This window comes from Serratia oryzae, from assembly GCF_001976145.1.
GTDB lineage: Bacteria > Pseudomonadota > Gammaproteobacteria > Enterobacterales > Enterobacteriaceae > Chania > Chania oryzae.
On record NZ_MOXD01000009.1, the window covers coordinates 18407 to 31137 of the forward strand.

Annotated in this window: 10 protein-coding genes; 5 read left to right on the plus strand and 5 right to left on the minus strand. The window is 50.9% G+C overall.

Going from position 1 to position 12731, the window contains the following annotated elements; genetic code table 11:
* Positions 1 to 55 precede the first annotated feature (55 nt).
* Entirely contained in the window at positions 56 to 1000 is a 945-nt protein-coding gene (gene yhjD, locus BMI79_RS16045; RefSeq protein WP_076943128.1) for an inner membrane protein YhjD, read from the minus strand.
* A gap of 294 nt (positions 1001 to 1294) precedes the next feature.
* Between yhjD and BMI79_RS16050 the strand changes: the two genes are divergently transcribed.
* The gene (locus BMI79_RS16050) at positions 1295 to 2161 is read left to right on the plus strand and encodes a crotonase/enoyl-CoA hydratase family protein (protein ID WP_076943129.1); all 867 of its coding nucleotides are present in this window, start codon (positions 1295 to 1297) and stop codon (positions 2159 to 2161) included.
* A 6-nt stretch (positions 2162 to 2167) separates the two neighbouring features.
* Here BMI79_RS16050 and pdeR read toward each other — a convergent pair whose 3' ends face one another.
* Entirely contained in the window at positions 2168 to 4171 is a 2004-nt protein-coding gene (gene pdeR / locus BMI79_RS16055; protein WP_076943130.1) for a cyclic di-GMP phosphodiesterase, read from the minus strand.
* Between the two features lie 512 nt (positions 4172 to 4683).
* Between pdeR and spy the strand changes: the two genes are divergently transcribed.
* Complete coding sequence (gene spy / locus BMI79_RS16060) at positions 4684 to 5157, plus strand: ATP-independent periplasmic protein-refolding chaperone Spy (RefSeq protein ID WP_076943131.1); 474 nt, start codon at positions 4684 to 4686, stop codon at positions 5155 to 5157.
* A 102-nt stretch (positions 5158 to 5259) separates the two neighbouring features.
* On the opposite strand, the gene BMI79_RS16065 is transcribed toward spy, so the two are convergent.
* Entirely contained in the window at positions 5260 to 6480 is a 1221-nt protein-coding gene (locus tag BMI79_RS16065) for a Tm-1-like ATP-binding domain-containing protein (protein ID WP_076943132.1), read from the minus strand.
* Positions 6481 to 6864: 384 nt separating this feature from the next.
* On the opposite strand from BMI79_RS16065, the gene BMI79_RS16070 reads away from it, so the two are divergent.
* A complete protein-coding gene (locus BMI79_RS16070) occupies positions 6865 to 7404 on the plus strand; it encodes a TetR/AcrR family transcriptional regulator (protein ID WP_244157355.1) in 540 nt (179 codons plus the stop codon).
* 375 nt (positions 7405 to 7779) lie between these two features.
* Positions 7780 to 8631, plus strand: coding sequence for a helix-turn-helix domain-containing protein (locus BMI79_RS16075; protein ID WP_076943134.1), 852 nt, complete (start codon positions 7780 to 7782; stop codon positions 8629 to 8631).
* On the opposite strand, the gene BMI79_RS16080 is transcribed toward BMI79_RS16075, so the two are convergent.
* Together BMI79_RS16080 and BMI79_RS16085 are read right to left on the minus strand one after the other, a co-directional pair.
* A complete protein-coding gene (locus BMI79_RS16080; protein ID WP_076943135.1) occupies positions 8621 to 10405 on the minus strand; it encodes an ATP-binding response regulator in 1785 nt (594 codons plus the stop codon). The genes BMI79_RS16075 and BMI79_RS16080 overlap by 11 nt on opposite strands.
* The gene (locus BMI79_RS16085) at positions 10402 to 10896 is read right to left on the minus strand and encodes a putative pterin-binding protein (protein ID WP_095996149.1); all 495 of its coding nucleotides are present in this window, start codon (positions 10894 to 10896) and stop codon (positions 10402 to 10404) included. The genes BMI79_RS16080 and BMI79_RS16085 overlap by 4 nt, the downstream gene beginning before the upstream one ends.
* Before the next feature lie 261 nt (positions 10897 to 11157).
* On the opposite strand from BMI79_RS16085, the gene BMI79_RS16090 reads away from it, so the two are divergent.
* Entirely contained in the window at positions 11158 to 12723 is a 1566-nt protein-coding gene (locus BMI79_RS16090; protein ID WP_076943137.1) for a PTS transporter subunit EIIC, read from the plus strand.
* Positions 12724 to 12731 lie beyond the last annotated feature (8 nt).

Genomic DNA, 12731 nt, shown 5'->3' on the forward strand with positions numbered 1-12731 from the left:
ATATAAGGATAAAAAACTGGCCATGGCTTTTGTGCTGGCATGAATGCTTCGCTTATTACCGTGGCTTATCCTCGTTGTACTGTGCCGTGGCGATCCAGGCCGCGCAAAACAGCGTCAGGCGGGCAAAGAAGTAGAAGAATGCCATCAAGCCAATGACTGAGCCAAAGGCCGCACCGGAAGGGGAGCGCGCCACCTGTGGCAATGTCATGGTCATCACAAACTTAATCACTTCAAAACCGATGGCCGCAAGCAATGTACCACGCAGCAGAGCCTTTTTCTGCGGCTTATGGCGCGGCAGCATCCAGAAGATCCACAGAAACAGCAGATAATTGGCAAAGATGGAAATAGACAGCGCAATCAGCGTCATGGCTGGCCGTAGCCATTCGATACCGTCCAACCCCAGCGTATGCACAATAGCGGCCTGAGCGGAACCGGCGATCGAGGTCAGTGAGAGCGTCACAATCAGTGCCACCACCAGGCCTGTAAGGGAAATAAAGTCGCGGGTGTATCTGAAGTAAATTTTCTCCCGATCCTGCGGGTTACGCTCCCACACATCGCGCGACTGGGCGCGGATCGCCTCTCGCAGATTCCCCATCCAACTGAGCCCGGAATACAGCGCCAATGCCAAGCCGGTGAGGCCCACGGTGGTGCGTTGCTGGATCGCCGTATTTACGGTGTTTTTCAGCGTAGTGGCGAGCGTAGGATCGCTGATGCTATTGACGATTTTGCCGATCAATTCAGCCAGCAGATCCGGGTTGGAGGCCAGCACGAAGCCCACGGCGGCGAACGAGACCATCAGGATCGGAATCAGGGAAAGAAAGGAAAAATAGGTAATGGCGGCGCCGAACTGGCTGCCCAGGCGATCGTTGAAGCGCTCGGTAGCTCGCAGCAGATGGGCGATGCTCGGCCAGGCCTTAACTCGTTCAAGCAAACGGGAAACGCCAGAGAGAAAAGCGTGCCTGTGCGGCTGATGAGGTTTTTTATCCGATCCTGTAGGCATTACGTCACGATTCCTTAGCAAAATACAGCAGCCCCTGCCTACCAGCTTGTTCAGGCTACAGAGGTTATAGCAAGGATTATACCAAAATGAGCCTGCGTTGGGGCCGCTATGCCTGCTTTGTGCCATTCACTACACATAGGCTTTCTGTCGCATACCTTCAATTTTTATCTATTGACCCCCTAAGAAGGCGTTTACTCATCTTAGGGTGCGGCGTTTTGACAGCGTCTGCACCTGTAGCAGCCGTAGGGGCTGAAACGGTTTTATCTCCCATCAATAGAAAAAATGGAAGGTCTTATGAAATCATTCAATCACCCAAATTGTCGTCCGTTTCTTGAAGCGGGCAATCTGTCACAACTCTCTGCTTACTATGAGGAGGAACGACACATCATGTGGATGCTGCTGCGCGCTGAACCACGTCCTTGCTTCAATCATGCCCTGATTGAAGACATCATGACGCTGGCGCAGGCGGCAAAAGAGTCGGCGCTGCGGTTTGACTTTTGGGTGACCGGTTCGCTGGTTCCCAACATGTTCAACGTCGGTGGGGATTTAAACTTTTTTGCCGAAGCGATTAAAAACCGCAAACGTGAATCGATGATGGCTTATGCACGCGCCTGTATTGACTGCGTACACGCGGCCGCTCGTGGTTTTGATGTTGGCGCAGTGAGTATCGCCATGGTGGAAGGCAGCGCGCTGGGAGGCGGTTTTGAGGCAGCACTGGCGCATCACTTTGTGCTGGCACAGAACAATGCACGCATGGGCTTTCCGGAGATTGCTTTCAACCTGTTCCCTGGGATGGGGGGATATTCGCTGGTGGCACGTAAGGCCGGTATGAAGCTGGCGGAGGAGCTGATCTGGACCGGTGAGTCCCACACGGCCGAATGGTTTGAAAGCCGTGGGCTGGTGGATCACCTATTCCAACCGGATGATGGTTATATGGCGACCCGTACCTTTATTGATACCATTCGGCCTAAGCTGAACGGTATGCGCGCCATGCTGCGTGCCCGTCAACGGGTATTGCAGCTGACGCGCTCGGAGCTGATGGATATTACCGAGGACTGGGTGCAGGCAGCCTTTACTATTGAGGCGAAAGATATTGCCTATATTGAACGTCTGGTGATGCTGCAGGATCGACATGCACAGAACCTGCTGCGTGCCGGGTAATTAACGCTAGCCCGCATCCTTTTGCTGAGGGTGCGGGCTATATGCTTTCAGCCATTGCTCAAGCTCTTCCGGCAGCATGGGCTGTGCAAACAGGAAGCCCTGTTTTTCGTCAACCCCGACGCAGTCGAGAAACTGGTTTTCGCTTTCCGTTTCAACCCCTTCGGCAATCACACGGAACTGCAGTGCTTCGGCCGTGGCGACGATCGCCCGTATCAATGATTGCGATACTGGCGCGAGATTCACACCGCGCACAAAGCTTTTATCCAGCTTGATCGCATCAAGCGGAATACGCGCTAACTGCGCCAGTGAGGAGTAACCGGTGCCGAAATCGTCCAGGTGCACCTGTGCCCCGAGCGATCGCAACCTGCCGATCACTTCATGCGCCCGGTTTTCATCTTCAATCAGGCTGCTTTCCGTCAATTCGAAATCTAACGTGCACGGTGAGAGCTGGTTTTCTTTCAGCACCTGGGCCAGATCGTCAACCACGCTGTCGTCTACCAGTTGCCGTGGCGAGAGGTTCACCGCAACCCGCAGGTTTAACCCCTGTTGCTGCCATTTTGCCGCCTGTCTGGCGGCGGTTTGCAACACCCAGCGGCCAAGCGGCGCGATAAGCCCGGATTCTTCGGCGTAGGAGATAAACTGCATCGGCGGGATCAGCCCGCGCTCCGGTGAGTCCCAACGGACTAAAGACTCGACGCTGCGCACCTCACCGGTGCCAGTGGCGACCTTCGGTTGGTAATACACCACTAACTGATTCTGCTCCAACCCTTTGCGCAGATTGGTGTCCAGCCACATATATTCCGCAACGCGCCGGTTCATCTCCGGCGAGAACACGGTAAAGGTACGTTTGCCATTCTCTTTGGCGACATACATGGCGGTATCCGCGCTGCGGATCAGGCTGTCGAGATCGGCACCGTGTTCCGGGCACAGGGCAATGCCGATTGAACAACCGGTATATACCTCAATCAGGCCGATACGGAACGGTATTTTCAGGCGATCGATAATGCGCTGCGAGAGTTCCTGCAGCGAGGTGCTGTTGGCCTTACGCACCAACACCAGAAACTCATCGCCTCCCAAGCGGGCCAGTATTTCCTCTTGCTTCAGACAGCCGAGAATAGCGCGTGAAACCTCGACCAGCAGGCGATCGCCAAACATATGGCCATAGGCGTCGTTCACTTTCTTGAAGTTGTCGAGATCGAGGTACACCAGGCCGACGCTGTTGTCACCGCGCTCATTGATCGCCTGGCTGACGTAGTCCTGGATGGCGTTGCGGTTTGGCAAACCGGTGATGGTATCGGTGTTGGCCAGCACCCGCAGGCGTTCCTGGGCCCGGCGCTCTTCGGTAATGTCGGTGCCGGAGCAAATCAGGAAGACCTCTTTCTTGCCACTGCCGCTGTGCACGAATTTATTGCGGAACAGGAATAAGCGCTCGCCTTTGACCGTTTTTATCCAGCGCTCCACCTCGTAAGAGGAACCGTTGCGAAAGAAACCGGCAATATTACGGCGTGAAGCGCTGGCTTCTTCCGGGCTCATAAACATCTGAAAGACGTTTTTACCGATCACATCCTGCTCCTGCAGGCCGGTGTACTCTTCGCTCAGGCGATTAAAACGCTGAATACGGCCATGCTGATCGACAATCACGATCACGGAATTGGCTTCTGAAACCACCTGTTCGGCAAACGACAGGCCATGCACCAGATCGCGCGCAACGGCCTGAGTATCGGTATAGGCGGATGCGGTACCCGCCCATTCGTGCTTGTTGATGCGGCGGCCAACCAGATGGAGGTGAATAGGTTGGCCACTGAGATGAATAGTGATATCAAGACTGGCGGTGATCCCGCTTAAGCGGCGGATTTTTGCCGCCTGCATATCGCTGAGTGCCACGGCGATATGCGTTTTGCCTTTAACTGCGGTCAGTTCCAAGGCATTGCTGTCAAACGCCAGGTGCCAATAGGGGCTGCTGGTGCCAAAATGGGCGTTAAGTAGCATTGGGCCTTGATCTGCGAGCATTATCATTCCTCAAAAAGCAGGGCAACCGGGCGTTTTCGACGGGGGAAACGGTTGCCTCCGTCCCGGTAATGCAGGTATTTCCCATCAAGTAAAACGCCTTTTGCGAGTCATTGGGTGACAGTGGAACAATTATAGAGGCAATTTTCGCTTTGATAGGCCACTTTCACGTGAGTGATGTCTGCTATAGAGTGTAAAAGAGAACCGCAAACTGCGCGAAAGTCTGTTTTTTTCACCTTGTTGAACCAGAGATGCCACCGGGAAGTAATTTATGCCAAAAGCCGTTATGGGCATAAATAACGTGGAACATTTTTCTGGCGCAACGCAAACTGCCGCATCACTAACGCCTTCTTCATAATTTATTCATAATTGGCGAATAAAGCTATTTAAGGTTTTAAAAAGTTTACACGCCATCGCGTTACTCTATATTCATCAGCATACTATTATTTCCGACGACACTATGAGCCTGTTCACGTACAGCGCTCCTGATGAAGAGTAATTTTAAGGAAATGATTATGCGTAAACTGACGGCTTTATTTATTGCTTCTACCTTAGCGTTGGGGTCAGCGGCGACGGCATTTGCTGCCGATACCACTGCTGCACCCATGAAAATGATGCACCACAACGGCCCAGGTAAAGGTGGCCCGTTTGCTGGTTTGGCTCTGACGGAACAACAGCGCCAGCAAATGCGCGACATTATGAAAGAATCGCGTCAGGATCGTGGCCCAGGGGCGAGAGACGAGCGCCAGGCATTACATAATCTGGTGGCTTCAGAGAATTTTGATGAGGCTAAGGTAAAAGCGCAAATTGATGCGATCGCCAAAGTACAATCTGAACATATGCTGGCGCGTGCCAAAGCGGAAAATAAAATGTACAACCTGCTGACTCCAGAGCAGAAGAAACAGTACAATGAGAATTATCTTAGTCATGAAAGGAAAATGACGGAGCGTATGAATAAGATGAAGGAACAGCAACCTGCTGCACAGTAATTAAGATTATCCTTAATAAAAAGGGCCGGATTAATTATCCGGCCCTTTTTATTTCGCTTTCCATTTAACATGGATTTCCCTGGTGAGGCGTGCGAATGATCATTATTCAACTATAGGAGAGATAGCGTGAAATTGTTCAATAACCACGTTAGCAAACTGCGGAGCGTTGATGTGGTATGGTGTTTTAACCAGCAAGCGTTTGTCGGTCTGCTTCAGAGTTGATTCGAGTGAGCGGGCAAACGCGCTCAGCGCCGCCGGATCCCAGAACGGCTGCCCTGGCGCATCCAGCGCGGACACTCCACCTGCTGGCAAGACGAAGCGTATGTTACCTTCGCAGGCATTCAGTTTTTCACCAATCCAACGGCCCATATGGATATTTTCTTCTACCGTCGTGCGCATCAATGTCACCTGGGTATTGTGATTATAGAAATGCCGATCGGCATAGCGCGCCGGAATGGTTCGCGGATGACCAAAGTTGATCATATCCAATGCTCCGCAAGACATCACACAAGGGATACCGGTACGGGCAATGGCACCAAAACGGTCTTCGTTACAGGCTAAAACACCATCGAACAGATAATCACAGACTTCAGTGGTGGTCAGATCCAATACCGCGTTGAGCAAATGGCTGTCGATCAGCTTTTCCATTGCCCGGCCGCCGCTGCCGGTGGCATGGAACACCAGGCAGTCCCACTCGGCTTCGATCGCACGGGTGATGGTTTTGATGCAGGGCGTGGTGACGCCAAACATGGTCAAACCGGTTGCGGGCTTGCTGTCGGCGTCATCATCCACATGAAAACGTATCGCCCCGGCAATCTGATTGGCGGCATTGCTCAATACCTTGCGCGAAATCCGATTTAGCCCGGCGATGTCGGTCACTGAATAGAGCATGGCGATATCGCTGGCCCCGACATACCCGGAAACGTCACCTGCCGCCATACTGGAAACCATTAATTTTGGTAAACCAATCGGCAACTGCTGCATTGCCGGTGTGATGATTGCTGTTCCGCCCGAACCACCCAAACCGAGCAGGGCGGCGATGTCGTTGCGTGTCAGCATAAAACGCTCGAAGGCGACCGCCATGGCTGCAATTGCCTGACCACGGTTACGGCAAAAAACGGCCTGTGCGCCTTCGGGATGGTAGCGGGCGATTTCCAATGCAGACACATCAGTCTGATAAGCTGAAGGCATTCCTGAAGTGGAAAGATCAAGCGTTCTTGGGGGTAAACCGAGATTGGCGATCAGATTGCGAACATACTCCAACTCTTGTCCTTTGGTATCTGCTGTGGTAGCAATATAGACAAAAGCCGGGGTGTTTCTCATTGTCTGTTCCTGAAAAAGGTTCGGACAGATGTCCGAACAGTTTGATTATAAATATAATTATTATTTTAAGTTTGGAACCCTGGTGTTGGACAATAAGATACAGCCGATTATTTTGTAGACATAATGAGACTGTAGTATCATTTATGCAAGCATTAATTAGCCGATAATGGGAATTAGATCTCATTCCTGGCTGTTTTAGCTTGGTTTTTGCGCTGCCGATGGACCAGGATCCTACCGGTTACGTTTTTAATCGTATCTGCTCCGGGGCTGGATGATACGAGGAAGTTCGAGGTTGACGTGCCAATAACCGCATTCCCCGCGCCGCGGGATGAATCTCTGACGCATACTCGGGCCAAAACCCGTCATTTGCTGCTCACCAGCGCCATGGAGCTCTATGATGGCGGAGCTTTCCCTTCAATCACTGAACTGGCTGCACATGCGCAGGTTTCTCGTGTCACCGCCTATCGCTATTTTCCCACCCAGAGCGCGTTAATCGCCGCCGTGGTGGCGGAAAGCCTGGGGCCAATTCTTGAATGGCAGCCGCAGGATAATGACGCGCTGAAGCGCATTCAGCAATTGCTGGCGTTTGCCTATCCGCAGATGGAACGGCATGAAGGGGCGTTGCGTGCGGCCTTGCAACTGTCGCTGCAGCAATGGGCTCATGCAACACCGGGCGAAAAATTTGTGCGAGGCAACCGTAAGCGTTTGTTGAAGCTGGCGGTGGAGCCCCTACAGCACAAGTTGTCATCTGAAGCCCTGCAGCGAGTGGTTCATGCTTTTTCACTGATTTATGGTTCAGAAGTTTTTTTAGTGCTGAAAGATATCTGGGGTTTAGAACTCAACGATATTCAGAATGTCACCCAATGGATGGCGAAAGCCATCATCCGCCAGGCTGAAGAAGACGCGATAAGCGTGGGCAAATAGCAAGCTCAACAGCTCCCCCAGCTTTAAACCATCAAAATAAAAAACCGGAACCCTTGTGGGGCCCGGTTCAATGGTGGGTAAAACGGCTAGCACGATGGCTAAACTTCACACGGTTTTCAGAACATCCTGATGCATACTGTTTTCAGGAACTTCGACCGGTTTAAAATTTCCCTGGTGTTGTTATGGTTATTATTACTAGATAGGTCTAGTATCGTTTTTATAATACATCGCTTCTAATACCATGTTTGACTATAAAAGATGGCGTGTCAAGCAAGCTTTTAGTTTGAGATTGCATAATATACGAGTTTTCGATAACGTTTCTACACAGAGAGCATCAAAGCGACTGATAAATCAGTGAAAAAATCGAAGGATAAAATGTATAACAATCATCAAAAATTCGATTCGCAGTCGATTGCAGGCAAAGTCAGGGAACTCTTTCTACACCATGGAATTGGTAAGCGTCAGCATGCCAAGGAGCTCAGCCACATTCTGGATCTGAGTTTTTCACACGCTCATCGTAAGCTGAAGGGGCAAAGCCCGTGGACGCTGGAGCAAATCAGTCGGGTCGCCGTGGCGTTGGGCGAAAAACCGGCGGCCATTATTGATCTCGTGCCCGAAAGCGACGCGCTTGCGCAAACTATGGCGCAGGATGCCATCTTTTGGGTTGCGGGTGTCGAGCTCCCTTGTGTTGGCTATATCGGTGATGAGTTAACGGGGGGCCGGTTGGCGGAATTTGTTGCCCTGCTGCAAGAAGGGCAATGGACCATCTACCGTGCCGATGAGGCACCCGCGGGCCAGCGTTTTTGCGTGGAGCTGATCGAAATCCGGCCAAACAGCGTTGAGGATGAACGCCTGAGCATCGCGGTGCTTGATGATGCCCACCAGGTGGCAGATGAGCTCACTAAGTATCTCAATGCGCAGGGTTTTAGCGCCGTTGCTTTCTACGACGTGGCCAGTTTCTGCCAGGCGTTGATCAAAAGCCCGTTCGATGGCTATGTGGTGGACTGGTTGATTGGCCAGGAAACGGCGCAAAAATGTATTGAAACCATTCGCACTTCAGATCATCCCGATGCGCCGGTATTGGTATTGACCGGGCAACTGGGCACCGATCTGCGAGAGTCGGAAATTGCCAGGGCGATGCGCGATTACGACGTGCTTGGCCCTTATGAAAAACCGGTACGGCTCCATGTGATCGAAGCCGCACTGCAGCGTTGTTTTAATCTTTAGCTGCAAACAGTTTTGCCAGTGAAGCAGAGAGCATACTCATGCGCACCGGCTTCATCAGGTAGTCATCAAACATGGCTCGCTGTTCTGCCGACAGTAATTCAGGCGTGAAGGCGCTGATACCAATAATGGGAATGTTGCGGTTTGGGCCACGCTGGCTGCGCAACTGTTTTGCTACCGTAGTGCCATCAATCTCTGGCATCTGCAGATCGAGCAGCAAGGCGTCATAAGGGCGCCGCAGCAGCTTCTGCAATGCCCGTTCCGATGAATCACACAATTCATACCGATACCCCAGCTTGTCAAGCAGTGTGACAAAGGCGTGGCCGGCAGCCGGGTTATCATCCACCACCAGAATCTGCTGCTCTTTTTTCAATGCCGAGGTTTCGGGCTGCAGAGACTCTTCAGGTAACGTTTCTGCGCTGACTTCCACGGGAATGCTGACGATAAAGGTGCTGCCTTTTTTCAGCTCACTGCGCACCTCGATCGTGCCTTTGAGTAACTCGACCAGGCCGTGAACGATCGCCAGCCCCATACCCACGCCGCTATATCGGCGGGTATGTGACTGATCTAACTGAGTGAATGGCTCAAAAATCTGTGGCAGCATCGCTTCTTCAATACCTATCCCGGTATCTGTGACTTCGATCAGCAGCGAGGTGCCCTGTAGCTGTTCACGCAGGCAACTGCGTAAGGTGATCGTACCGCTCTCGGTATATTTGAAGGCGTTGGTCAGCAGATTGGTGAGAATTTGCCGGATTCGCAGCGGATCGGAACAGATCAACGGTATGTTGAGGCCCAACTCGCAGATTAAGCTGATGTGTTTCTTGTGCGACAGCAGAACAATTTCGTCGGCAGTTTCTTCGATCAGTTTGTGGGCGTTAAACGGCACGATGCGCAGGACCATCATGCCGCTTTCCAGATGGGCATAATCGGTTAAATCTTTCATCTGGCTTTCAATTTGCTGTGCCGCGCTCTCTAGCCGCTGGAAGGTATCCACATGTTCAGCCAGGAATTTTGTATTCACCAATACATCAATGGCAGACATGATGCTTTGTAGCGAAGTTCGTAATTCGTGGCCGATAGCGCCCAAGAAGGCATTTTTAGTGCGGGTGGCCTTTTCTGCCTCAATGGCCAGCGCCTGCTGCTGAATGGTCAAACGCTGTTGGCGCAAAACCAGCACAGTAATCACGATCAGAGCGATGACCGAAAATATGATCATCACCAATCCATAGAAAATAATCCGGCGCTTCTCAATAAAATCTTCATAAGCGCCGCTGCGTTGTTTAACTTCCGCATGGTCTGTCAGATTAGCCATTTCTATCGATAACGGCTTAAGCCGGGTTAAGGTCTGCGAAATTTGCTGAAAGTTAATATTCTGCTCGCCGATCAGGGCATCCAGATGATCCATCTGGCGGAGCATTTCTTTAACAACCTGCGGGTAGCCCGGCTCACGATACAAAGGCTGAGTGGATTCTGACACGGTTTCAAGCACATAAAAGCGCGAGTACAGGATCTCGAATTTCAGCCTTAGTTCCTCGGCGTTATGCCGGCTGGCACTTTTTTGTTGCTCAATAAAGGTTTCAAACTCGGCAAGTTTGATGGCAAATTTTGCGATCGACCACGAATAGTTTTCCTGCGTACCCGCAATGGCATACAACCCTTTTTGGGAGAGTATCGCGCTATAAGAATAAAGCGTGACCGCTGAGGCGACTAAAAACAGGGCTGCAAAAATGGCCGGAATCGCCAACTTACGGCCATTCTTAAAGGGGAACAGCTTCATTTGATCACTATCCGATTGATTTGCCAGATAAAGCGCGAGTTATACAGCGGTGAGTTTAATTCATTGCCACCGGTATCTCGGGGATAAATGAGAAATAATGGCCCAAAATTTCTTATTTTCAGCAGGGTGCCCCCCATTTTATAGGCCAGGATCATGCGATATTTATCAACATCGGTAATGGGGATATCGATGTAATAATCATTTAACGCATAAAACGTCATCGTGGTGCCCTTGGCACCCACCGTAGTTAATAATTCAGCCAGCGCCACACCTTCAAATTTTTCCTTTGGGGTCCATGATGTGCTGGTGGTAATCGACTGTACCGGCATGGCAAATAGCTGCTGATCGGTAAAGATATAGCGATGGTTTTCCTCATCAGTGAATTTGCTGATATTTCCTGTTATTTCCAGCGTAAAACTGAAGGCATAAGGTTGGCTGATAACCAGGGCAGCGAATGCCAATGTGATAACGTTGAGCAGGCGGGTGAACATCAGAGTATTCCAATCATCATGGATAAAGATTTCAGAGTGACGAATTTATCAGGCCGCTGGGTTATAGAGAACACCTTTAGGTTATAACGACGTTTCATCATGGCTCAATACTGAACGCTTGCAACACCAATCATGGTCAATGTGATGTAGGTCAGCTTTTTACGGACAAAAAATGAGCCTTGAATTAGCCAGCATTTGGCCTTGATGGTGGAAGCCCCGACATTGTCTGATAGGGAGGTTAAGTAACCAGGGGTCCAGATTATGACATCTCATTTTAAAAACGAAATACAGACATTCGGACGCTCCCTATTATTGCCTATTGCCGTTTTAGCACCGGTAGGGATGTTAATGGGGATCTGCAGCGCGCTTGGCCAGGCGTATATGATAGACAAGCTGCCATTTCTGGGTAATGCCTATTGCAAGGCGATCCTGTCTTCAGTCGGCTTAATCAGCAGCGTCGTCTTTCAGAATATCCCGTTACTGTTTGCCATGGGGGTTGCCTATGGTATGTCGAAGAAAGAAAAAGGCATTGCGGTTTTCGCCTCGGTGATCGCGTATCTGGCTCTTCTGATCTCCATGCATGTGCATCTGAAGCTCATGGATCAATTGATTACAGATAATATGGCTCTGGTCGGGCAGGGCATGGTGCTGGGGATACACACGCTGAAAATAGAGGCGTTAGGGGGGATTATTGCCGGCTTGCTGGCTGCCAAAGTGACTGACAGGTTTTATCGGCTGCAACTCCCGCTGGCATTTGCCTTTTTCAGCGGTAAAAAATCGGTCGCCATCCTGTCAATCGCCTTTACTATTCCGGTCGGCCTGCTGATCCCCTTTGTCTGGGACGTTTTTACCTACGGAATGAGGAGCATCTCCACCATCATGATGGCACCGAATATTGGTGCCGGGATCTACATGACTTTGAACCGCTTGCTGATCCCGTTTGGTTTACACCACGTGCTGAGTTCGACGGTGCGCTTTACCGAAGCTGGCGGCACCTATCTGATTGATGGCCAAACCTACGTAGGCATTCTGCCTGCCATGAACAAAATCCTGTTTGAGCTCGGGCCAAATCACCCGGCGTGGAATGAGTTTATGCCGACGCTGTCGAGCTATCTGGCCTCATCACAGATGTTGACTACCCTGTTCCGCGTTCCGGCTATCGGCCTGGCGATGTATCACATGGCCTATCTCAAGAACAAGAAATTTGCCAAGGGGATGATTCTGACCGTGGTGCTGACCGCGTTTCTTGGCAATATTACCGAACCGCTGGAATTCTCTTTCCTGTTTATTGCTCCCAAACTGTTTATTGTCTATGCGATATTGTGCGGCCTGTTAACCATTCCTCTGCAAATCCTGGAAGTGTCGATTGGCTATATTCGCGGGACGATCTTTGACTTCGGTATTTTCGGGCTGATGTATGAAAATACCCACTGGGTGAACCTGATTCTTCTGGGAATGGTTAACTTTGTGGTGTTCTATTTTGTCTTCCGCTATGCGATTGGCAAATTCGATATTAAAACTCCTGGCCGCGAAAATGAAATGGCGGATAGCGCCCTGCTGAATAATAAAGAGTACGACAAGGTAGCGCAGTTAGTGGTGGAAGGTTTAGGGGGCAGGAGCAATATCAAGCGGGTGGAAAACTGTGTATCACGGCTGCGTATCGATCTTGGCGATCAGAAGCTGCTGAATATGGAGTTGCTGAAAGAAGCGGGATCTTTGGGGACCTTTATTCCCTCCAGTAACCATATTCACGTCGTTTTTGGGCCACACGTCGAGTTTGTCCGCAATGCGGTAGACGATCACCTGGCCGGCACGACGCAACGTTAAGAGGAAAC

Bases quoted from the DNA above. Each gene is read 5' to 3' on its own strand.
- yhjD (WP_076943128.1), bottom strand. From the start codon at position 1,000: ATGCCTACAGGATCGGATAAAAAACCTCATCAGCCGCACAGGCACGCT.
- spy (WP_076943131.1), top strand. From the start codon at position 4,684: ATGCGTAAACTGACGGCTTTATTTATTGCTTCTACCTTAGCGTTGGGG.
- pdeR (WP_076943130.1), bottom strand. From the start codon at position 4,171: ATGCTCGCAGATCAAGGCCCAATGCTACTTAACGCCCATTTTGGCACC.
- BMI79_RS16085 (WP_095996149.1), bottom strand. From the start codon at position 10,896: ATGTTCACCCGCCTGCTCAACGTTATCACATTGGCATTCGCTGCCCTG.
- BMI79_RS16070 (WP_244157355.1), top strand. From the start codon at position 6,865: ATGGAGCTCTATGATGGCGGAGCTTTCCCTTCAATCACTGAACTGGCT.
- BMI79_RS16090 (WP_076943137.1), top strand. From the start codon at position 11,158: ATGACATCTCATTTTAAAAACGAAATACAGACATTCGGACGCTCCCTA.
- BMI79_RS16050 (WP_076943129.1), top strand. From the start codon at position 1,295: ATGAAATCATTCAATCACCCAAATTGTCGTCCGTTTCTTGAAGCGGGC.
- BMI79_RS16075 (WP_076943134.1), top strand. From the start codon at position 7,780: ATGTATAACAATCATCAAAAATTCGATTCGCAGTCGATTGCAGGCAAA.
- BMI79_RS16080 (WP_076943135.1), bottom strand. From the start codon at position 10,405: ATGAAGCTGTTCCCCTTTAAGAATGGCCGTAAGTTGGCGATTCCGGCC.
- BMI79_RS16065 (WP_076943132.1), bottom strand. From the start codon at position 6,480: ATGAGAAACACCCCGGCTTTTGTCTATATTGCTACCACAGCAGATACC.